The sequence below is a fragment of the Providencia sp. 2024EL-00732 genome (assembly GCF_044006275.1).
GTDB classification, from domain to species: domain Bacteria; phylum Pseudomonadota; class Gammaproteobacteria; order Enterobacterales; family Enterobacteriaceae; genus Providencia; species Providencia huashanensis.
This window is the reverse complement of record NZ_JBIPDG010000003.1, coordinates 241665-264641: the sequence shown is the minus strand read 5'-3', so window position 1 is coordinate 264641 and position 22977 is coordinate 241665. Positions and strand designations below refer to the sequence as shown.

General features: G+C 41.5%; 20 protein-coding genes. 7 read left to right on the top strand and 13 right to left on the bottom strand.

Annotation, left to right across the window (positions count from 1 at the left end; genetic code table 11):
- Positions 1-61 precede the first annotated feature (61 nt).
- Entirely contained in the window at positions 62-1375 is a 1314-nt protein-coding gene (locus ACHB7C_RS07965) for an inosine/guanosine kinase (RefSeq protein WP_048608064.1), read from the top strand.
- 331 nt (positions 1376-1706) lie between these two features.
- On the opposite strand, the gene eutH is transcribed toward ACHB7C_RS07965, so the two are convergent.
- Together eutH and ACHB7C_RS07955 are read right to left on the bottom strand one after the other, a co-directional pair.
- On the bottom strand, positions 1707-2951 hold the full coding sequence (eutH, locus tag ACHB7C_RS07960) for an ethanolamine utilization protein EutH (protein WP_042848141.1): 1245 nt from the start codon (positions 2949-2951) through the stop codon (positions 1707-1709).
- A 20-nt stretch (positions 2952-2971) separates the two neighbouring features.
- The gene (locus tag ACHB7C_RS07955; RefSeq protein WP_042848140.1) at positions 2972-4411 is read right to left on the bottom strand and encodes an FGGY family carbohydrate kinase; all 1440 of its coding nucleotides are present in this window, start codon (positions 4409-4411) and stop codon (positions 2972-2974) included.
- 241 nt (positions 4412-4652) lie between these two features.
- Here ACHB7C_RS07955 and ACHB7C_RS07950 point away from each other — a divergent pair, with 241 nt between their 5' ends.
- The 4 genes from ACHB7C_RS07950 (at position 4653) to ACHB7C_RS07935 (ending at position 8550) form a co-directional block, all read left to right on the top strand.
- The gene (locus ACHB7C_RS07950; protein ID WP_166685768.1) at positions 4653-6053 is read left to right on the top strand and encodes an NAD(P)/FAD-dependent oxidoreductase; all 1401 of its coding nucleotides are present in this window, start codon (positions 4653-4655) and stop codon (positions 6051-6053) included.
- Positions 6050-7279 carry an NAD(P)/FAD-dependent oxidoreductase gene (locus tag ACHB7C_RS07945; RefSeq protein ID WP_042848135.1) on the top strand — a complete coding sequence of 410 codons (1230 nt, stop codon included), beginning with the start codon at positions 6050-6052 and terminating at the stop codon, positions 7277-7279. The genes ACHB7C_RS07950 and ACHB7C_RS07945 overlap by 4 nt, the downstream gene beginning before the upstream one ends.
- Positions 7280-7314: 35 nt before the next feature.
- On the top strand, positions 7315-8091 hold the full coding sequence (locus ACHB7C_RS07940) for a DeoR/GlpR family DNA-binding transcription regulator (protein WP_042848132.1): 777 nt from the start codon (positions 7315-7317) through the stop codon (positions 8089-8091).
- A gap of 108 nt (positions 8092-8199) precedes the next feature.
- Positions 8200-8550: a DUF1937 family protein gene (locus ACHB7C_RS07935; RefSeq protein WP_042848131.1), complete on the top strand. Its 351-nt coding sequence runs from the start codon at positions 8200-8202 to the stop codon at positions 8548-8550.
- Between the two features lie 68 nt (positions 8551-8618).
- Here the strand turns inward: ACHB7C_RS07935 and ACHB7C_RS07930 are convergent, their stop codons facing one another.
- The 3 genes from ACHB7C_RS07930 to ACHB7C_RS07920 form a co-directional block, all read right to left on the bottom strand.
- Positions 8619-9410: a hypothetical protein gene (locus ACHB7C_RS07930; RefSeq protein WP_131680958.1), complete on the bottom strand. Its 792-nt coding sequence runs from the start codon at positions 9408-9410 to the stop codon at positions 8619-8621.
- A 111-nt stretch (positions 9411-9521) separates the two neighbouring features.
- A complete protein-coding gene (gene ybaL / locus ACHB7C_RS07925; protein ID WP_042848129.1) occupies positions 9522-11273 on the bottom strand; it encodes a YbaL family putative K(+) efflux transporter in 1752 nt (583 codons plus the stop codon).
- 286 nt (positions 11274-11559) lie between these two features.
- Positions 11560-12783 carry an MFS transporter gene (locus ACHB7C_RS07920; RefSeq protein ID WP_042848128.1) on the bottom strand — a complete coding sequence of 408 codons (1224 nt, stop codon included), beginning with the start codon at positions 12781-12783 and terminating at the stop codon, positions 11560-11562.
- 256 nt (positions 12784-13039) lie between these two features.
- Here ACHB7C_RS07920 and ushA point away from each other — a divergent pair, with 256 nt between their 5' ends.
- On the top strand, positions 13040-14710 hold the full coding sequence (gene ushA / locus ACHB7C_RS07915; RefSeq protein ID WP_129466320.1) for a bifunctional UDP-sugar hydrolase/5'-nucleotidase UshA: 1671 nt from the start codon (positions 13040-13042) through the stop codon (positions 14708-14710).
- Between the two features lie 42 nt (positions 14711-14752).
- Here ushA and ACHB7C_RS07910 read toward each other — a convergent pair whose 3' ends face one another.
- The 5 genes from ACHB7C_RS07910 to copA form a co-directional block, all read right to left on the bottom strand.
- Entirely contained in the window at positions 14753-15040 is a 288-nt protein-coding gene (locus ACHB7C_RS07910) for a hypothetical protein (RefSeq protein WP_042848125.1), read from the bottom strand.
- 11 nt (positions 15041-15051) lie between these two features.
- Complete coding sequence (gene ybaK, locus ACHB7C_RS07905; RefSeq protein ID WP_042848122.1) at positions 15052-15525, bottom strand: Cys-tRNA(Pro)/Cys-tRNA(Cys) deacylase YbaK; 474 nt, start codon at positions 15523-15525, stop codon at positions 15052-15054.
- A gap of 29 nt (positions 15526-15554) precedes the next feature.
- Entirely contained in the window at positions 15555-16352 is a 798-nt protein-coding gene (locus ACHB7C_RS07900) for a TraB/GumN family protein (RefSeq protein WP_129466318.1), read from the bottom strand.
- A gap of 170 nt (positions 16353-16522) precedes the next feature.
- Positions 16523-17104, bottom strand: coding sequence for an HdeD family acid-resistance protein (locus tag ACHB7C_RS07895; RefSeq protein ID WP_198860862.1), 582 nt, complete (start codon positions 17102-17104; stop codon positions 16523-16525).
- A 151-nt stretch (positions 17105-17255) separates the two neighbouring features.
- A complete protein-coding gene (gene copA / locus ACHB7C_RS07890; RefSeq protein ID WP_210855330.1) occupies positions 17256-20198 on the bottom strand; it encodes a copper-exporting P-type ATPase CopA in 2943 nt (980 codons plus the stop codon).
- 117 nt (positions 20199-20315) lie between these two features.
- Here copA and cueR point away from each other — a divergent pair, with 117 nt between their 5' ends.
- Positions 20316-20726, top strand: a complete 411-nt coding sequence (cueR, locus tag ACHB7C_RS07885) for a Cu(I)-responsive transcriptional regulator (RefSeq protein WP_129466317.1) — start codon at positions 20316-20318, stop codon at positions 20724-20726.
- On the opposite strand, the gene ACHB7C_RS07880 is transcribed toward cueR, so the two are convergent.
- The 3 genes from ACHB7C_RS07880 to ACHB7C_RS07870 are packed head-to-tail and all read right to left on the bottom strand — an operon-like array spanning position 20680 to position 22971.
- Positions 20680-21159 (bottom strand): NfeD family protein, encoded by a 480-nt coding sequence (locus ACHB7C_RS07880; protein ID WP_129466316.1) that lies wholly within the window; start codon positions 21157-21159, stop codon positions 20680-20682. The genes cueR and ACHB7C_RS07880 overlap by 47 nt on opposite strands.
- Positions 21156-22100: an SPFH domain-containing protein gene (locus ACHB7C_RS07875; protein ID WP_042848111.1), complete on the bottom strand. Its 945-nt coding sequence runs from the start codon at positions 22098-22100 to the stop codon at positions 21156-21158. The genes ACHB7C_RS07880 and ACHB7C_RS07875 overlap by 4 nt, the downstream gene beginning before the upstream one ends.
- A 13-nt stretch (positions 22101-22113) precedes the next feature.
- Positions 22114-22971, bottom strand: coding sequence for a co-chaperone YbbN (locus ACHB7C_RS07870; RefSeq protein ID WP_042848109.1), 858 nt, complete (start codon positions 22969-22971; stop codon positions 22114-22116).
- Positions 22972-22977 lie beyond the last annotated feature (6 nt).

Here is a 22977-nt window from a genome sequence, read left to right as displayed (position 1 = left end):
GGTGCTGGCTTAGCTTTATCGTGTTAGAATAGGGAGATGTTCCATTTTTAATCTCCTAATTATGAAATTCCCCGGTCAGCGTAAGTCAAAACATTACTTCCCTGTTAGTCTCAGAGATCCGCTTTTACAGCCCCTAAAAGAAACGTTGGCTGATGAAGAAAACTGTAAATCCTATATTGTTGGTATCGACCAAACTTTGGTCGACATCGAAGCAAAAGTGGATGATGAGTTTATTCAACGCTATCAATTAAGCAAAGGGCACTCACTGGTTATAGAAGATGCTATTGCTGAGGCGTTATATAAAGAATTAACAGATAACGCATTGATTACACATGAATTTGCGGGTGGTACGATTGGTAATACATTGCATAATTATTCTGTCTTAGCGGATGATCGCTCTGTCCTGTTAGGCACAATGTGTAACAATATCCAAATTGGCAGTTATGCTTATCGTTATTTATGTCATACCTCTAGCCGTATGGATTTAAATTTCTTGCAAGGTGTTGATGGCCCTATTGGGCGTTGTTTCACGCTAATTACTGAAAATGGTGAGCGGACGTTTGCTATTAGCCCTGGCCATATGAACCGCTTACAGCCTAGTAGTATCCCTGAAGATATTATTGCAGGGGCTTCTGCATTAGTATTAACGGCCTATTTAGTACGTTGTAAGCCAGGTGAGACCATGCCTGAAGCGACGATGCAAGCCATTACATATGCGAAAAAACATAATGTGCCAGTGGTATTAACTTTGGGGACTAAATTCGTTATTGCTCAGGACCCACAGTTTTGGCGTGATTTTCTCGCCGAACATATTTCAGTAGTCGCGATGAACGAAGATGAAGCACAAGAACTAACCGGTTTAAGTGACCCTCTATTAGCCTCGAATATGGCTTTAGATTGGGTTGATTTAGTGCTTTGTACCGCTGGGCCGTCAGGGTTGTATATGGCTGGGTACACAGAAGAAAGCTATAAACGTACAACACAGCACCCATTGTTACCAGGGGCGATTGCAGAGTTTAATTTGTATGAGTTTAGTCGTGCAATGCGCCAGCAAGATTGCCAAGTACCATTACGGATTTTTTCTCATATTGAACCTTATATGGGGGGGCCGGAAAAAATAATGAATACGAATGGTGCAGGAGACGGCGCATTATCTGCATTACTCCATGATATCACAGCAAATTCTTATCATCGTTCAAACGTCCCAAACTCCAGTAAACATGAACGCCAATACTTAACATATTCATCTTTAGCTCAAGTGTGTAAGTATGCTAATCGTGTTAGTTATCAAGTGTTAACACAGCATTCACCACGGTTAACTCGCGGGTTACCTGAAAAAGAAGATAGTTTGGAAGAATCCTACTGGGATCGCTAAGTTAAAAATGATATTCAATATTTATATTATTGAAGTATGTTAAGTTAATTGACCCCAATATAAATATTGGGGTTTTTTATATCCATATATAACATCTATATATTAATTGATTAATATATTAATTAATTAGTAACAAATTATGAGATAAATTGTGAATAATGATGACAAGAAATAAATCATGGGGCATTAACTAAATGTAGTTAATGGATGAATTTTGGCATTTAAAAGCGACGAATAAATAAAAGCTGCATCCTACTTTATGGGTATAGACATTTCAAATGCAGCTAATCTCTAATAATAATTATATAAACATAACTAATGTGAATTATTTTTATTTAGTGGTAGCAAGTTGGTGCTCTACCTCCACCTTTTCAGATTCTTTTGCATCTTCCTCTTCATAGCGCATAGCTTGAGGGACTGATATTTTGATTGCAATAAATACGGCTAAGGCCCCACCGACCAATTTACCAAGTAAAATGGGGAGAACAAGCGTCGGTTGGAAATTTGCGGTAAAGGCTAAGTGATCACCAATGGTAGCCTGTGCACAAACACCGAATGCAACACATAATACTTTATCTCTTGCACGCATATCTTTGAATAAGTGATAAGTTGCAATGATGTTTGCCATTACCATAATAAAACCTAACGAACCGGTATCACTCAATTTTAAACGGTTACTTAATGCGCGAACTAATGGTTTACAGTAACGTTGGAACAGGTAACAAATTGGGAATGTCCCTGCCAGCATGATACCAATATAACCTGCAATTTCGATTGCACGGAATAGCTCATTTTGATCTGCAAACAGTGGGTCAAAGCCCCATGCACCGAAGACTTTACTAAATACGCCAGTAAAATGCTCAACAATAGAGAATGCTAAGACTAATTTCACAAATGCATCCATAATCTTACCGAAAATTAAAAAACCGGTAACCATTAGCATTGGGCGATATTTTAACCCAGCAGCGAGTAAGAAACAGAATACAAACAGTGGCATCAAGTATTGCAACATCGTGAAGAAGTCTAAGGTTAATTGATGCGCTGCGGGTGAGTTAGTCGAAATAATGTCTCTAACTGGAATATTATTGAATGTAATTAACAACAGGGATGCCAGTACGCCAAAGGGGATCGAGATCAGACCTGCCATCGCACCCAGTGCTAGATATTTATGATCTTTACGATTTAACATGGTTAAACCAACAGGGATCAAATAAACAATGGTGGCACCAGAGGTATAGCCGATCAACATGGCCGTGATCCACATATCGCGGTTTGTTGTGAGTGCATCAGCTAATTGATAGCCACCCATATCGACTGCAATAATTGACAATGCAGCAATTGAAACATCTGACCCTACAGATGAAAAAACAGGGCCAAGCACATAGGATATTAACTGTGATAGTAACGGTACGGCTGCCATAATCCCTGCTTGTGCAAGGAAAACGGGACCAATAGAGAATATACCATTAACAAACTCTTTTCCGAGGTCACTTGTTGGTCTAACAATAGATGCGACTGCGCCTATAATCGCACCGCACATGATTAAATAGATAATGTAATTTCCGAATTCAGCCATGGTAGGGTCCTTTTATTATTTTAGTGTCTTAATTGGCGAGAACGGGCAATGATGTCGCGATACTGTTCCATCACGCCTTGCATGTTGGTTCCATCTGGGCGTGTTATGGTTGCATTGCGTCTAACTGCCATTTCGTGAGTGATACCTAGGCCTTTACGAGCCAATAAGGCTGCGCCTAATGCTGTTACTTCACGGTTTGCTGGTGCTTCAATATTTTTTTGTAATAAATTGGCTAAAAACTGCTTAAAGTATTGATTTGAAGATAACCCTCCATCGACTGAAATTGACTGACCTAAAGGTGAAACTTGCTCCATTGCAAAAATAACTTCCGCTGAACGAGCTGCTATTCCTTCAAGAACGGACTGCATCATATCTTTTTTATCGGTATCTAGAGAAAGCCCCGCCCATAACCCCGCGGCACTCCGATCCCAGTAAGGGCAGCCTAAGCCAGATAATGCAGGTACGAATGCAAGGCCGCGTTTAATTGCTGGTTCAGTTCTAAAATCGGTGAGTTCATCGAATGAGTCGAAAAGGCCAATTTTACGCGCCCAATTAATGGCTGATGCTGCGTTATATACCCCTCCATCTAATCCGAAAACGGCAGGTGTACCCGGAAATTTCCAGCACAAGGTTGGTAATAATCCACTTTCGTGAGTTTTAGGAATATCAGCCCCTGTCAGTGCTTGTAAAAAAGCGCCTGTACCGAAAGTAATTTTTGCATCCCCTTTTTCACGGCAGCCATGACCGTATGTGCCGGCAAACTGGTCAACAATGATTGCCGTGACAGGGGTTAAATGCCCATCGAGGTTGATGGCACCAAAATCACCAATATTGTCTTTAATAGGTGGCAAACAATGAATAGGCACACCAAAAATGTCACATAGTTGTTGATCCCACTCTAAAGTGTGAATATTGAGTAGTGAGGTTCGTGATGCGGAATTATAGTCAGTGACAAATACACCACATAAACGGTCGAGGAAAAAAGCATCCATTGTGCCTATCCGTAGCTGGTTTTTATCCGCTAGCGTTTTCGCTCCCACCACATTCTCAATAATCCATCCCATTTTGCTGGCGGAAAAATAAGGGTCTAGTGGCAAACCTGATTTAGATTGCACTAGTGGTTCCAAGCCTGCTTCTTTCAGTCGTGAAATGGTTTTTTCAGTGCGTAAATCTTGCCAAACGATCGCATTGTATAAAGGGCGCTTACTTTGAGCATCCCATGCGACAATGCTTTCACCTTGATGACAAAGACCAATCGCATCAACAACCTCGCAGCTATTTAAGCATTTAATAATATTTGCCAAGATTTCCTCAGGGTCATGTTCTACCCAACCACTGTTCAACGTGATTTGTTTATGAGGAATGCTCATTGGGGAGTGATAATGGCCGCCTTCTTCAAAGACAACGACCCGGGTTCCCGTTGTTCCCTGATCGATAGCCGCATAACGTTGATTGAGCATCGCAATATTCCCAGTGTTGTAAATGTTGTAAATTAGTCTGTTTTTTTGCTTACTATCGTTTAATCGGAAATAAAATCCACAAAAAACTCACAATAAGTTTCACTAATGTGATAAAACTCACAATATTGTAACAATGTGAATAATATTTTTGTTAATGTTGTGGTTTGTGTTGTTTTATTTGTTGTGGTTGTGGGAATTATGTGGTTTTATGTGTGCAAGTTAGAAATTAAGGATCTCAGCCATGGATATTAATAATAAAAAAATTTGGGATGTCATTGTCATCGGCGGTGGTGTCATTGGCTGTGCTGTGACACGTAAATTTACACTAATGGGTGCCAAAACACTGCTGTTAGAGCGTGGTGGAGACATTCTTTCGGGAGCAAGTAAGGCAAATAGTGCACTATTACATACGGGTTTTGACGCCACACCAGGGAGTCTGGAACTTGAATGTATGCAAGATGGGTATCGTGAATTCATTGAAATCAGAGAAAAAATGAATTTACCGTTACTCGAAACCGGAGCATTAGTTGTTGCATGGAATGAAGAGCAATTGAGTAAACTCCCTGCGATTGTTGAGCAAGCACACACTAACAATGTATTAGATGTGGCAATCATCGATAAAGAGGAGTTATATCGCCGAGAACCACATTTGGCTCAGGGCGCGCTGGCTGCAGTTCATGTCCCCGGTGAAGCGGTTATCGACCCTTGGAGTACGCCACTGTCTTATTTAACTCAAGCAGTGAAACATGGTGCTGAATATCGTTTTCATTGTGAAGTAAAAAACGGTTCGCTAAACAATGGGGTGTGGGATTTAACCACATCAAAAGGTGAGTTTTCTGCCCGTTTGGTAATTAATTGTGCTGGTATTAACGGTGATATTGTGGAGTCGATCTGCCACCCATCACCATTCCAAATAAAACCACGCAAAGGGCAGTTTTTGGTTTATGACAAAGCCGCCGCTGCCGATATTAATGCGATCATTTTACCAGTGCCAACCGCAATAACTAAAGGCGTACTATTATCAAAAACTATTTTTGGTAACTTATTATTAGGCCCAACAGCAGAAGAACAGGATGACCGTTGGAAAGCGGAAGTGAAACAAGAAGTGCTAGAGGGTTTAATCTCCCAAGGCTCTCAGATGTTACCTTCATTACATAATTATAGTGTAACGGCAACTTATGCGGGACTGCGCCCTGCAACAGAAGAAAAACATTATCGTATAAATGATTATCCTGAAAAACACTGGATATGCGCAGGCGGGATCCGCTCAACGGGGTTAACCTCTGCTTTAGGTGTTGCTAACTACTTGGCAAAACTATACCAACAACACTTTACGCCATTATTTGAGCTTTCTCCTCCAGAAACGCTAATTTGGCCAACAATGCCAATGATATCCGAATATCACCAACGGGATTATCAGTGTAAAAGTAACGGTGGCATCGTATGTCACTGTGAGCTTGTTACGCAGCGAGAAATTGAAGCTGCGTTTGACTCCGATATTCCGCCTGAATGCTTAGGGGCATTGCGACGTAGAACGCGCGTGATGATGGGGCGTTGTAATGGGTTTTATTGTAGCAGTCAGGTAGCAGAAATAATCAATGGCCGGTTTGACCATACATTAGCAGTGGAGGCAGTAAAATGAGTTTGAATTATGATGTGGTTATCATAGGCTCAGGGCCTGCTGGGGTTGCTGCTGCGTATTCGTTGCGCCGTCGCGGTATTCAACGTGTTGCTATCATTGAACGTGAAGCTGACGCTGGCGGGGTTCCGCGTCATTGTCAGCACCCAACGTTTGGGGTACTTGCCTTTAAGCGCCCAATGAAAGGGAACCAGTTTGCTAAAAAGATTGTAGCTCAACTGGGAGACACGCCTATCTTTACCCGTAGTACGGTGACTCAGCTTCACCCTAATGGGCATTTAACCATTTCTACTCCTGATGGGCTTGTAGAGGCGCAAGCAAAACGTGTTTTAATTGCAACAGGAGTGCGGGAGACACCAAGGCATCCACGCTTGGTATCAGGGTTGCGTCCCCAAGGTATTATCACTGCAGGTGCATTACAGCAATTTGTGTATCTTAATGGTAAAAAACCGTGTCGTAACCCAGTTATTGTGGGGAGCGAACTGGTAAGCTTTTCTGCTTTATGGACACTAAAAAATGCAGGCGTTAAAGCGCAGGCTATGATTGAAAGTGGTGATCGCATTTTGGCCTTTAAGCCAGCCACATTATTTGCCAAAGCAATGGGAACGCCAGTGTTTCTTAATAGCCAAATTACTGAAATTGGTGGATTAGAGCGTGTAGAGTATGTGGTAGTTGAAAGTGCCGGTAAAACTCACAAAATTATGTGTGATTCGGTCATTTTTACTGGGCAATTTGTTGGGGAAAATACATTAATTCGCAAAAGCCACCTTGATTATGATGCGGCGACAGGCAAACCTGTAACGGACCAACGGGGTCGTTGCTCTGATACGAGTTACTATGCTGCTGGTAATATGTTACACCCTGCAGATATGGGTGATCAGTGTTACCAAGAGGGGCTTTGGGTAGGTGAACAGATTGCAGATGACCTACTGGCGAATCATCACCAACAGCAACTAAAAGAGACTCAACGGCTTCCAGTGCATCTGGATGATAAAATTTGCTTTAGTGTGCCTGCTTGCATTGATATTAATGATAATTCAATAAATAAAATTAATTTTAATATTAAAGTCGAGCACGCGGTGAATGGCACTATTAAGGTTATGGCTGGCAGTACATTATTATATGAAAAGCACCATCGAGGTTTGCCAACTAGGCGTATTTTGCTGAAAAATATAGATTTAACAAAAATACAACGAGATGCTACTGAAATTAGTATCGCTGTTGTATAGTGCTAGAAATGTAAATGGTCAAGAAGGGTTAAACTATGTGTGAGGGGCGTTCCTCAAAAGTACGTCATCAAACCATCATTGAGTTACTTTCTACTCAGGGTCAGGTGTATGTACAAGAGCTCGCAAAGCATTTTAATGTCGCGCAAGAAACTATCCGTCGAGATCTGAGTAAGCTCGAAACTCAAAAATTACTTAAGAAAATTCATGGTGGCGCAGTTAATATTCAGTCAAAGTTTGAACGTAATTTTACTGAAAGGGCTCAAGCCGCGGTTGATGAAAAAAAAGCGATTGCAGCGAAAGCGGCTGAATTTATTAAACCGGGTGATACGTTGTTTATCGATTTTGGTACAACAACATTTGAATTTAGCCAGCGAGTAAAGCTAATTGATAACCTAACAATAATTACTAACTCACCGCTATTAGCGAATATATTGCAGGAAAACCCAACAATTGAAACTATTTTAATTGGTGGGCAATTTAATGCAGCGCAAAATGCCTGCTTAGGGGCTATTGCGCTAAAGAATATTGCTGAATTTTTTGCTGATTATGCGGTTATAGGTGCAGGGGCTATTCATTCATTACATGGGGTTATGGATCAACATGTTGATGAGGCTGCTATTGCGCAAAAAATGATGGAAAATAGTGACAAATTAATGGTATTAGCGGACGGCACAAAAGCCAATAAGCATGCCATTAATTTTGTTACAGGTTGGGATAATATTGATTATTTAGTGACAACCAGCAAAGACTTTAAATTACCTGAAAATAAAAAACGACCAAAAACAAAGATTATTATTGCAGAGCTTGAATAAGCTGTAGTTTTAAAAATTAAATTTTAGTTCTCCCTATGGAAAATAATGAATTATTTTTTATAGGGTTACTTTATCCAAAATACGTTATTGCCAACACTAGGAATTATTATGAGCCTTTATTTTATTGCTTGCCCTTACTCAGACCCTGATAGCAATGTTGTGGAAATGCGCTTTCAGGAGTGTACAAAATTTGCCGCTGAACTCGCCCTTCAAGGGATTGCAACTTATAGCCAGATCACAATGACTCATCCAATAAATCAATTTCTTGCAACACAAGGACAAAAAGTGGCTTGGTCTTCCATCGATATGGAATTCTTGAAACGTTGTGATGGGTTAATTGTATTGACGTTACCCGGCTGGGAAAAGAGTGGTGGTGTTGCGGCAGAAATTCAATTTTTTAAAGATAAAGGCTTGCCTGTTTGGACTGGCGACGAGTTTAAGGCTCAAATGGAAAAATAATTTCCAGCCATAAAATAAATCGGTCCATAACCTATTGTTGTTATGGACTTTTTATTTATGCCAATTATTTAATAATATTCGTACTGATATTTGAACGTTTCAATTAAAGTATCAGGTAGATTACTACGTGAATTCGTTAACTTTTCTGTTAGGCAGTTACCAAATTTATCAGTTTCTAAACACTCAATAGTGGTGGAGACTTCCTCATTATTGAGTTTGATTTTACGTATTTCTTGTTTAAAAAAACCGTGAGTGTCATAACTAAACTGGCGGATATCTTGCCCTGAATTACCGACCATTGAGACCAGTTTTCCTTGGTCATCATAGGAATATTGGTAAAATACCTCGACTCCTTCAGTAAAGCCCTTTGTGGAATCTATTTTGCCATTTTTGTACGTGGTACTGACTGTATAGTCATTACCTGCTTGGTCATGGGTTTTGACTGTGGATATTTTCCCGGATGGGTCTTGCTCAAAGGTGAACTTACCTTCGATACTCTGTATTGGCTGGCCGAATGAAATAATATTTACCATTTCATAGGTTGGATTTTTTTGGATGGTTCTCTTTAGTGATGAGTTTAGTTCTTTGTCTAAAAACCATTTTGACTCACTTTGATAGCTTTCTAAAGCACCACAAGTTGAAAACTGCATTTGTAGCGTTTTTGTATCTAGAGGCGAGCCTGTGGGAGTTGATGCATAGCTTACTGACTTTATTGATTTAATAGGGCCATAGACTATCTTTTGAGTCATTAAATGCAAGTTTTCACGATGTGTGTTTCGTAACTCATCACGACAGTCATCTACTGCATAAGCCGATGAAATAAATAATGACAATAAGCAAAGCAGGTGGTTTTTTTTCATTTATTATTTTCCTGAATTTTAACGAGTAGGAAATAATATAGAAGGTGTAATCAAAAAGTTTGTGTAAAAAAGCCGTAACTCGAGTTACGGCTTTAAAGGGGGAATAAGGCTCTAGTGGCTAGGTTTTAGGTATTCCGCTAAATTCTTGCCTTCACCTTTTTTATCGTTGTCACCATCAATAAAATCATCGACAGAACAGCCAAATTCCTCTACATCGTGGCACATGAGTGTCGCCATTGATTTGGCAATTTCATGTTCACCAATAATGATATGGTCAGCACCGCGTTCTTTGATAAAGCTGACTTCGTCATCATAGTGAGCACGAACAATCACAGTAATGTTAGGGTTCATTTCTTTAGCTGTTGCCACAATTTCACCTGCTTCATAACCATTAGGAATGGTTAGCAGTAACGTTTTGGCACATTCGATGCGGGCAAGGCTAATAATGTCTTTATTCGCGCCATTACCTAAAATCGCACTAAAGCCATTTTCGGCCAGCTCTTCAAACCTTGCTCGAGTATCTTCAACGACAACAACAGGGATTTCTTTTCTACGTAGCTTGTCTGCTAGCATACCGCCTACACGCCCATAACCGACAATGATGGCATGGCCACAAATATCGACAGGCACTTGAGTTTCTTCTTCCAGCGTTTCTTCCAGAAGTTGTTCTTCAATGGTTTCGGTACTTTCGAGGTATTTATCTAATAAAGTAAATAACACAGGGTTAAGCATAATAGAGACAATTGCCCCTGCTAACACAAGGTTCTGCGCGTCTTTATCCATGACACCGAGTGTTAAGCCCATACCTGCTAAGATAAATGCAAACTCACCGATTTGTGCAAGGCTAACTGATATGGTTAAGGCGGTTCGCCGTGAATGGCCAAACATCCTGACTAGTGCTAATGCCGCCGCAGATTTACCAATGATAATAATGGCGAGTACACCAAGAATGCCTAAAGGTTGTTCAATAAGTACGACTGGGTCAAATAGCATCCCGACGGAGACAAAGAACAGAACAGCAAATGCATCACGTAATGGTAAGGTATCCTGTGCTGCGCGGTGGCTCAATTCTGATTCGTTTAATACCATCCCAGCAAAGAAAGCACCAAGAGCGAATGAAGCGTCGAAAATCGCGACGGCTGCGTAGGCAATACCTAATGCTAGCGCAAGTACTGCAAGGGTAAATAGTTCACGAGACCCCGTAGAAGCGGTGCGCGATAAAATCCATGGAATGACCTTTCTGCCAATCACTATCATAATGAAGATGAATAGAACAACTTTCCCAATAGTCCAAGCTAGGCCTAATGCTAATTCACTAAAGCTTGCGTCATCGGTATTCATGATGGCAGCGGCTGCGGGGAGTAGGACCAAGGTTAATACCATGGCTAAGTCTTCCACAATCAGCCAGCCAATCGCAATTTGCCCACGTTGACTTTCAATCAGTTGCCGTTCTTCTAATGCACGAAGTAATACCACAGTACTGGCGGTCGAAAGACAAAGACCAAAAACAATACCCGTAAAGATCCCCCAGCCGAACAATAGGGATAACCCAAGACCAAGTAAGGTGGCTACTGCGATTTGTGCAATTGCCCCAGGAATGGCGATGGATTTAACGGCGAGTAAATCTTTCAGTGAAAAATGTAGGCCAACCCCAAACATCAGTAAAATAACACCGATTTCAGCTAACTCGGGTGCAAGAGCCGCATCCGCAACAAACCCTGGCGTAAATGGACCTGCGAGAACACCTGCTGCAAGGTAACCAACTAAAGGGGAGATTTTTAATCGCTGTGCGATCATACCTAACACATATGCAAGGGCGAGACCACCAACAATGGTTGTGATTAAGGGCGTTGAATGCTCCATTTAGTCTCCTCTGATTAGTATAAATAATAATAGGTGGGTACATGCCGTTGACTTTTAAAATGAGGCCTTCATTTTAAAATGCAAATGCGATGTTTTTATATTTTAACTTTTTTTGAGAAAAATTTCCTTAAAAAAATGAAATGTTTTTAAAAAAAAGACACTTTAAGGGTGCTAAATCGTTACAAACGATAAGATTATGGGATTTTTATCTGGAATTTATCTCTAATGTGGTGAGAAAGACCCACACTTATTTTTAGGTAAGTGTGGGAAATATAACAAAATAAATCTATTTGTGACCGATATTCGGCAGCAATACTGTAAAAATGCCAAGTAATGGTAGGAAAGCACAATAATGATAAACTTGTTCTATACTGGTTAAGTCAGCGATATGCCCTAAGACGGCAGCACCGACGCCTCCCATTCCAAAAGCGAGACCAAAGAATAACCCTGACACCATGCCTGTTTTACCGGGGATTAGTTCTTGCGCATAGACCAAAATAGCAGAAAAAGCGGAGGCTAAAATCATCCCGATAATCACGGTAAGGATACCAGTCCAATACAGTGAGGCATAAGGTAAAATTAAGGTAAAAGGTGCAACTCCGAGGATTGAGAACCAAATAACGTATTTACGCCCTATTTTGTCACCAATAGGGCCGCCAATCATGGTGCCTGCTGCAACTGCGAATAAGAAAACAAATAAGTGGATCTGGGCGTTTTGCACAGAAACACCAAACTTATCGATCAGATAAAAAGTGTAATAGCTGCTAATACTGGCCAAATAGAAATATTTGGAAAAAATCAACACTAACAATACTGCTAGTGAACCAATAATCGCTTTACGTGGTAACACGTTAATATCAGCGGTAGAAGCGGGTTTTTTACTTGCAGCACGGTGCTGTTGCTTATACCAATTACTGACTTGTAATAAAATGACGATGGCGAGTAATGCCGCTAATGAAAACCAGCCAATATTCCCTTTCCCATAAGGCTCTATAATTAAAGCCGCGAGTAATGGTCCTAAAGAAGCGCCTAAATTGCCGCCAACTTGGAAAAAGGACTGAGCGAGGCCATGACGCCCCCCTGATGCCATACGAGCAACACGCGAAGATTCAGGGTGAAAGACCGAAGAGCCGGTTCCGACTAAAGCGGCAGCGAGCAAAATGGTAGGGAAAGTTTCAGCCATTGCGAGCAAAATAAGCCCCGTTAGGGTAAAGGTCATTCCAATCGGCAATGAATACGGCTGTGGGTGCTTATCGGTATAGTACCCAATGATAGGCTGCAATAATGAAGCCGTAATCTGATAGGTCAAGGTGATCATCCCTATTTGGGCAAAACTCAATGAGAAATCAGCTTGCAACAAAGGGTAAATCGCTAATATCAACGATTGGATCATATCATTGAGTAAATGAGAAACACTGATAGCAGTTAGAATACTAAAAACAGTTTTCCCAGTTTTATTCAGTGGTTTTGATGGATTCGTGTTATTTGGGGTTGTGGTTTGCTCACTCATAATTATCAACTTTCTGTGTTACATAATTGTTATCAATATAGCTGAAATACAATTTATTTAAATGAATAAATAAGTCACATGAAAAAATAACACCAGTGATTTATTTGATGGCGATCTCATTTTTATGAAACGAATTTCTTATTCTGCAATAGGTATCAAATCCTGTTCATATTTTTGTGCTATAAAACTGAGGGTCGTGACAAGCTATAATCTAATATTAGTCAATTAAAATTCCTATACCAGCAGGGAGAAATGTATGAGGTTTACATTTAAGGCATCCGCATGTGCATTGACGGTATCATTAGCGTTAATACCTGCCACTATGGCAAATGCGTGGGAAAAAGATAAAACCTATAATATCACTATTTTGCATACCAATGACCATCATGGGCACTTTTGGCATAATGACCATGGCGAATACGGGCTAGCAGCTCAGAAAACAGTGGTTGATGAAATTCGCGATGAAGTAGCAAAGCAGGGTGGTAGCGTTTTATTGCTGTCTGGTGGTGATATAAACACAGGTGTTCCTGAATCAGATCTGCAAGATGCAGAGCCTGACTTCAAAGGTATGAACCTTGTAGGTTACGATGCAATGGCATTGGGTAACCATGAATTTGATAATCCTTTGGAAACTCTGCGCCAGCAAGAAAAATGGGCAACGTTTCCTTTCTTATCTGCCAATATTTATCAGGCAAGCACAGGTAAGCGTTTATTTAAGCCTTACCAAGTTTTCGATAAGCAAGGCGTAAAAATCGCCGTGATGGGGCTAACAACCGATGATACAGTTCGTATCGGTAACCCAGCAAACTTCCCTGACGTTGAGTTTCGCGTACCTGCTGATGAAGCGAAAAAAGTCGTCGAAGAGTTACGAGAAACAGAAAAACCAGACATCATCATCGCCGCAACCCACATGGGGCACTATGATGATGGCAATCATGGTTCAAATGCGCCGGGTGATGTAGAAATGGCTCGTAGTTTACCCGCGGGTTATTTAGATATGATTGTTGGGGGGCATTCACAAGACCCTGTTTGTATGTCTCAAGAAAATAAAAACTACAAGCAAGCTGATTATGTGCCAGGCACGCCTTGTGCGCCAGATAACCAAAATGGGACTTGGATTGTTCAAGCACACGAATGGGGTAAATATGTCGGACGTGCTGATTTTGAATTTAAAAATGGTAAGTTTACCCTGAAACATTACCAGTTAATTCCAATTAACTTAAAGAAAAAAATCACGAAAGAAGACGGCACGAGTGAGCGCGTTTATTATACGCAAGAAATAGCTCACAACCCTGAAATGACCAAGCTTCTGACGCCTTACCAAGAAAAAGGTGATAAGCAACTTAGTGTGAAGGTGGGGTCAGTTGAAGGTAAACTTGAAGGTGACCGCAGTAAAGTTCGTTTTGTTCAAACCAATATGGGGCATCTTCTGTTAGCTGCACAAAAAGAGCGAGCAGGGGCCGATTTCGCCATCATGAGCGGTGGTGGTGTTCGTGATTCTATTGAAAGTGGTGATATTACCTACAAAGATGTCCTTAAAGTTCAACCGTTTGCTAATGAGCTAGTGTATGTTGATTTTAAAGGGGATGAAGTGATCCCTTATTTGACAGCTGTGGCAAATATGAAGCCTGATGCGGGTGCGTATGGTCAGTTTTATAATGTGAATTTAACACTGAATAAAGATGGCACTATCAGTGATGTTAAAATTGATGGTAAGCCTGTTGACCCTAGCAAAACTTATCGCATGGCAACATTAAACTTCAATGCTATCGGTGGAGATGGTTATCCGAAAATCGACAACCATCCAAACTACGTCAATACAGGTTTTGTCGATGCAGAAGTCCTCAAGGGGTATATTGAAAAACATTCACCTCTGAAGGCCGCGGACTATGAACCTAAAGGTGAAATTATTTACAACAATAAATAATTCATAAAACCAGTAGAAAAGCTCCATTTATATGGGGCTTTTTTATCGCAAAAATACATTTGCCACTAAACGTGGTCCTTCAAAGATCTTGAAAGTAGATAAGTGCTTAAAATAGTCATTAGGTGCATGGTCAACAAGGAAACGAACTTTTCCTTGTGTTAACCACAACTGATGGCTATTTATTAAGTGGATTTCAAGTTGAAATACTACACTCCAATTTTTACTGTTAGGGATATCGAAGTGAGCGACTGCATAATAGAGCCCGATTGGCGGTAGTTGTTTTCTACCACCATTTTTAGTTAATACCCATTCAATAGTAACGGGAAACATTAAATCAGCAGCTACTTGCGAATTTCAGCAAAGGTGGCATTCAGTACGTTAGCGAGGTCTGTGGGGGCGAGTTCAATATCTAATCCACGTTTTCCCCCGGAAATAAACATCGTCGCATATTGTTGTGCTTGGTCATCGATAACGGTGGGCAGACGCTTCTTTTGGCCTAATGGGCTAATCCCCCCAAGCAAATACCCCGTTGTTTTTTGGGCTATCTGAGGGTCGGCCATTTCAACTTTTTTTACTTTAAATACTTTGGCGACTAACTTTAAATCTAATTGACCTGAAACAGGGGTGACAGCAACGGCTAATGTTTTTTGGTCACCATTTAAGGCGACTAAGAGTGTTTTAAATACCTGTTTGGCATCTAACCCGAGCTTACGCACGGCTTCATCACCAAAGTTACTTTCATTGGGGTCATGTTCATAGGGATGCAGTGTAAATTGAATTTTTTGTTTTTCGAGTAATTTAACGGCTGGAGTCATTCTTTTGCCTTTTATTGAGTTATGACTTACTAACGCAAATATTCAACAAGACTATTTTCACCAAATAAATGCAATGCGCCCACGGCGACAACATAATTTCCATCAGGGAGCGCTTTGAGCTTCTTTCCCCAATCTGCATTACGTTGATTCATTAATACTTGATATGTCCCTTCGCTAAAGGTATTTGGGAGAATCGTTCGATTATTGGGTTGGTAATCTAGCCACCAACCTATCATGGTTTGCAGTAAACGTGCGTTTTCTCGCCAGTGAACCAGTGAGTCTTGTAATAACGTAAGCCCATTATTAGGCAAGGAAAGCAACAATTCAACTTGGGAATGGGTTCCCTCAAGCTCGATAATAGGTTTATTCTGCGATTGGGCACTGCGGAGTAATTGATAGTCTATGCCATAATGACCGCGCAAACCCAGTTCTTGGGCTTGTGTTGCTTGTAAGATCAATGCGATTTGCCATGAAGGTAGTGCGTCAAAGCGTTCAGGTGATTGGTGTATTTCTTGGCAAGACTGTAAGAAAAGACTGAACTCTTTATCAGTTAACCGCTGTTGGACTGGAGGTAGCTCAGTATTACCGTCAGAAAAAGGTGAGTGGGTATCAGTAATATCCGCTTCAACAATCAATGCATCTGCTTGGTTAAGTTTGTCTAATAGTACGCTAGATAAGGGAAACATATTTTCTGTTCCCATATGAATACTGCCCACTATGTGCAGTTTGAGGTACTTTGATAGTCGAACATCAATGGCGGGATAAGGATAGACTGGCGCAGTTTCCATATGGAGCCAATTTTTTAAATTTTCGATAAGTTTTCCCATGTTCCCTACCCAATTCTTAGTTAGACAACTAGGTTAAACAATCTTTGGTCATTTTGCGAATGTTGAACGTCAATTGCGCATTTTTAGTGTGTTTGTCATTAAAAGTGATTAAATAAAGGGCGGATAAAACCGAGGAAATAATGCCTCTATAATAGAGGCATTATCAGTGATTAACTTTGCTTATTGATATTTTTAAACACGCTTAACAACGTAAATAAGCTAAAGGAACTAAATACCATTTCAATACCAATCAATGTTGTCAGTAAAGTGATTGACGTAATTGGGCCGTTTCCGATGAGTAAATAGGCGATAAAGAAATCTAAAAGACCAATAATAATTTGCAACCAACCGCTAGCGGAGCTGATTTGTTGGAAGCCAACATATAGCCGAATAACACCACCAATAATAAAAAGAGCGGCTACAAAAATGGCGAGAGCAATTAGACTTTGGAGCGGGTCTTTGATAAAGGAATAGCCAACAATGATATAGATTAGCCCAATAATAAAGCCAAATAAGCGTGACCACCCCGTGTAAATAACGGTGCTTAAGATGCTCACAATTGCGCCAACACCACCAATAATAAGCAAAACACCTAGTACTGTACTGACGGCGATACCAGATATCATTGGGTTAATAATACAAAAAATCCCACCTGCTAATAGTAAAAAAGATAATATTAACAAAATGGTGCGCTGTTTTTTAAACTCTTCACTAGCGAGTTTTGCGAGCTTATTACTATCAATATTAAGCATTTTGTACTCCAAATATTAAATAACGGGATATTTAACATTATAGACTTCGCTTTCAATTAATAACATATAAGATAATAAGATTTTACTGCATAAAGCATTTTCTGTGAGAATGGATAAAAGGAGAGGAAATCAATTTCCTCTCCTTACAGGGTTATTTCTCAGGTTTAAAGCGTAATAAGCGGTTGGCGTTACTGACCACGGTAATGGATGATAAGGCCATTGCTGCACCTGCAACGACAGGGTTAAGTAAAGTCCCCGTAATTGGGTATAAAATACCCGCCGCGATTGGAATGCCTAATGTGTTATAAACAAAGGCACCAAACAGGTTTTGTTTCATGTTACGCAGTGTTCCTTTTGAAATAGACACTGCATCGGCAACGCCATGTAAGCTTTGGCGCATTAAGGTAATGGATGCGGTCTCAATCGCGATATCACTACCGCCACCCATCGCAATACCAACGTCAGCTCGGGCTAGAGCAGGGGCATCATTGATACCATCACCGACCATCGCCACTTTGTGGCCTTTGGCTTGCAAGGCTTCGATTGCTGCTGATTTACCGTCAGGCATTACGCCGGCGATAACTTCATCAATACCCGCTTCTTTGGCTATCGCATTGGCGGTTACTGGGTTGTCTCCGGTTAACATGACTAAACGGAAACCTTGTTTATGTAAACGCGCCAGCGCACTTATGCTGTCTTCACGTAATGGGTCACGGATAGATAATAGTGCAGCGACTTTGCCATCCACCGCTAACATGACAGGTGTTACACCTTGAGTTGCTTGTTGATGCAATGTCTCTTCAATATCGCGGGTGTCGATATTATTTTGTGTTAACAGCTTTTGGTTGCCTAATAAAATGGTTTGCCCATTAATGATGGCGCTGACACCAAGGCCTGCGAGAGTCCTAAATTGTTCATTGGTTGGTAATGTTAAGCCTTTTGCTCGGGCTAATACCGCACGTGCTAATGGGTGATTAGAACCATTTTCCAATGAGGCCGCCAGTTGTAAGGCGGTATCTTGTTCATAACCATTAAATACATGGATATCGGTAACTTGTGGCATACCCTCAGTCAATGTACCTGTCTTATCGAATACTATGGTATCTAATTCACTGGCTTGTTGTAACGCATCTGCATCACGCACTAAGACACCAAATTCAGCAGCTCGACCTACGCCTGAAATAATGGACATAGGCGTCGCTAAACCTAAGGCACAAGGACAAGCAATAATAAGTACCGTGGTGGTAATGACCAGTGCATAGGTAATTTGTGGGGCAGGGCCAACAAAGTACCAGATGGCACCTGAAATCAAAGCAATAGCCACGACGATAGGTACAAACACCGCAGAAATACGGTCAGCAAGTTGGCCGATTTGTGGTTTGCTGCTTTGTGCTTGGCGAACAAGATAAATAATACGAGCTAAGGTAGTTTGACTCCCCACAGCTGCTGCGCGAAATAGCACAGTTCCATCCTGAACTACAGTACCTGCATGGACTTGGTCACCCTTGCTTTTTTGCTGAGGGATTGGCTCACCAGTTAGCATTGCTTCATCTAGCCAGACTTCTCCTTCAATGATTTCACCATCGACAGGTACGCGGTCGCCCGTCGCTAAGCGTAACACCATCCCTTTTGTCACCTGCTCTAATGGCATATCCACTTCGCCTTGCTCTGTGACGACACGGGCAGTGGGGGGCGTTAAATCCAATAGCCTTTCGAGAGCTTTTGATGAACGCTGACGAGCACGTTGCTCTAGCGCATGGCCTAGGTTAATCAGACCGATAATCATTGCACTGGCTTCGTAATAAAGGTGCCTTGCCTGATCAGGAAACCACTCTGGCCAAATATTGACGACGATAGAGTAAAGCCAAGCTGCACCTGTTCCTAGTGCAACTAGGGTATCCATTGTGGCACTGCCATTTTTTAGGCTTTGCCATGCATTACGGTAAAAGTGGCCGCCTGCAAACACCATGACGGCAAGGGTTAACAGACCAATGGTTAGCCAAATAGTATGGTTTTGCTCAGTGAGCACCATATTATCGCCCATCATCCCCCAGACCATCACTGGGATACCAAGAGCGAGTGCTAACGCTGATTGCCAGCGAAAACGACGCATATTTCCCTGCGCCACTTCTTGCTGTCGTTCGCGGCGTTTTGCTTCATCTTGAATAATTTCAGCGCCATAACCGGCTTTTATGACGGCGTTAATCAGGTCTTCAGGGACTGCGGTTCCTGTAACTAACGCACTGCGTTCAGCTAAATTTACACGTGCATTCTCAACACCTGGGACGCTATTTAATGCTTTTTGCACTTTACTGACACAACTGGCACAAGTCATCCCGTCTAATAATAATTGAACACTGTCATCAGTTGGTGTTATGTCAGGTTGTTCATCTAAATCAGACTGCTGTGCCGGAATATCACATATTGCCGCTGAATCAGCTTCCGGCTGTTCAGTTTCTATCGTCAGCGGCTCAGTTTTTGGGGATTCAGAACCTTCTTGACTGAGGGATGCTTGATATCCTGCCCCTTCAATTGCACTAATTAGTGCATCAACGGAAGCATGACCGTGAACAACAGCCGATTTAGTATCAACTTCAGCACGTTCAACCCCCTCAACGGCTTCTAAAGCTTGTTGCGTTTTCGCTGCACATTTCATGCAACTTAAGCCAGAAAGAGCTAGTGTTGTTGTATTAGGTAGTGCAAGCTCCGCATGATAACCGGCTTGCTGAACCGCGCTAATTAAAGCTTGTGGATCAGCGGTTCCATAGACTTTTGCATGCGTGGTATCAACAATTGCGACGGCAACACCATCAACGGATTCAAGTGATTGCTGGGTTTTAGCTGCACATTTCATGCAGTTTAGACCGGAAAGCTGTAATTGTACGTCAGGGGTTGTTGCGACTGTAGCTTCATAGCCAGCGTCGGTGATTGTAGGAATAAAATCAGTTGCATCGGTATCACTGTCAAAAACAGCATAGTCGATGGTAACTTTAAGGTTAGCCACATCATCACGACTTTCCAATGCTTTAGTGACTGAACTGACGCAATGCATGCAGCTTAGCCCTTGTAATTTCAATATAACTTTATTACTCATTTTCCAGCCTCCAAACCCTTTTAGTAAATGGGTCTATAATTTTATCTTTAATTTGGTCTATAATTCGTCGATATGCAAAGGTTACACCTTCCAGCAAGGTTAAGGTCAAGAGGAATTATGAATATTAGTGAAATTGCCAAAAAAACTGGCCTAACTGCAAAAGCGATTCGTTTTTATGAAGAGAAAGGGCTAATTACTCCACCAGAAAGGGGGGAGAATAGCTACCGCTATTATCAAGAGAGGCACTTGAATGAACTTGTGTTACTCAAACAAGCAAAAGACGTTGGCTTTACACTGGATGAATGTGGCGAGCTGTTAGGGTTATTCCGTAACCCCAGCAGACATAGTGCGGATGTAAAAAGCACAACTATTGCTAAGATAAATGAAATAGAGCAGACAATCGTAAAATTGTCTGCTATTCGAGATACATTACAAGAGCTTGTCGATGTGTGCCCCGGGGATGATGGTGCTGACTGCCCAATTATTGACCATTTGGCGCGTAGTTGTTGTCACCATCAGAAGGCTTAACTTTCAAAGTGATACCATCAACGGCAACGACGACCACTTCAGTGTTTACAGAAAGAGGGACGTCGCTATAAACACGCCAACTGCCATCGGCAAGGCGTATGCGGCTATAGCCCTCTTCAGTATCGGTTAATAAACGTGCTTTGAAGCCAACCAGTTGGTGACTAATTTGATTGACGTCATCGGCAGTCGTTTTCTTTCGCCCACTTAACCACTTACGCCATAAAACGGCAGACACAACCGTTAATACGGCGAATAAAATTCCTTGCCATTCCCAACCAAGAAATGGCAGTAACCAAGTGAGTAACCCGACGGCAACAGCGGCAATTCCTGACCATAGTAGATAGCCGCCAGTACCAAGTAGTTCGGCAATTAGCAATAGCCCACCAAGACACAGCCAAAACCATGCCGGCTGAGCACTGATAAGCTCTATCATTCTGCGACCTGTTTTTTGGTATTGTTGGCTTTTTTACTTTCGCCGATTAGCTCTGTAATTCCGCCGATTGCTCCCATTAGATTGCTAGCTTCTAATGGCATCATAATCACTTTGCTATTTTCAGCGGAACCAATACTGGTTAGCGCATCAGTGTACTTCTGGGCAACGAAATAGTTAATCGCTTGCATATCCCCTGCGGCTATAGCATCGGACACCATTTGAGTCGCTTTCGCTTCGGCTTCCGCGGCTCTTTCCCGCGCTTCTGCTTGTAAGAAAGCAGACTGGCGTTCACCTTCTGCTTTTAGGATTTGGGATTGTTTTTCACCTTCGGCTTTTAAAATAGCCGCTTGGCGAACCCCTTCAGCTTCCAAAATATCAGCACGCTTAGTCCGTTCAGCCTTCATTTGTGCATTCATCGCGCTGATAAGTTCTTTTGGTGGTTTGACATCACGAATTTCAATACGGGTGATTTTAACCCCCCAAGGGTTAGTTGCTTCATCAACGACATGTAATAAGCGAGTATTGATAGAATCACGTTGAGACAGCATTTCGTCAAGTTCCATTGAACCTAATACAGTACGAATATTGGTCATGGTTAAATTCAGTACGGATAACTCTAGATTACTGACCTCATAAGCTGCACGAACAGGGTCTACGACCTGAATAAAGCACACGGCATCGATAGTGACGTTGGCGTTATCCCGAGAAATGACTTCTTGAGATGGGATATCAAGGACTTGTTCCATCATATTAATACGACGGCCTATTTTATCCATAAATGGCACGATGATATGTAAGCCTGGTTGTAAGGTACGGGTGTAACGACCAAAGCGCTCTACAGTCCATTGGAAACCTTGAGGCACTGTTTTAACACAGGTAAAAACAATAACGATAGCGACAAAAATGATAATCGGTATTGCACCATAGGCGAACAAGTCCATATCGACCTCTTAATTAATAAAGTAATGAATAAACTTGGCGGCGATATTTACTTGCTAACGCATCGCCAGTACCCATTGCTGACATGATATCCATCATAGTTTTTTTAACGGCACCTTCACCAGCGCCCAAATCTTTACGTAAGAAGCCAAATAATAATTCCAGTGCTTCTTCATTACGGTTCACTTCATGGAGTTTTAATGCCAATTGTACTGCTAAATTTGTATTTTGTGGTTCTTGGTTAAATTCATCCTGCAATTGTTGAATTTCTGGGGTATCTGCAGCTTGTTTCAGCAATTCAATCTGAGCAACTAAACCTTGATAACGGCTGTCTTTATCTTGTAATGGAACACTATTTAGGGTGATTTGGGCATCATCAACTAAGTTTAAGCTAATTTGTGTTTCTGCCAATAATAGTGTGATGTCACTATTTTTAGGGTTAAGTTGGTTAGCTTCTTTTAATAATGGTAATGCTTCTTGTGCTTTACCTTCCGCGATTAGCTCCGCGGCTTGTGCCGCTTTCATTTCTTCTGGGCTAGGGAGTACCCGAGATAAAATTTCTAGCACAACCTCTTCAGGTTGTGGCCCTTCAAAGCCATCGACGGGGCGACCATTTTGCAATACATAGACGGTTGGGATTGCTTTTAAGCCAAATTGACCTGCAATCATTTGTTCTTCATCACAATTAACTTTAGCTAAAATAAATAAACCTGCATAGTCATTGGTGATTTTTTCCAACAGGGTACCAAAATCTTGGCAGTGTGGGCTGCGAGGGGACCAAAAATAAAACATGACAGGTAAGTTCATTGATTGTTCAATGACTTGATGCAGGTTAGTTTCGTTGATATCGATAATTTGAGCGTTAGCAAACATAAGGTA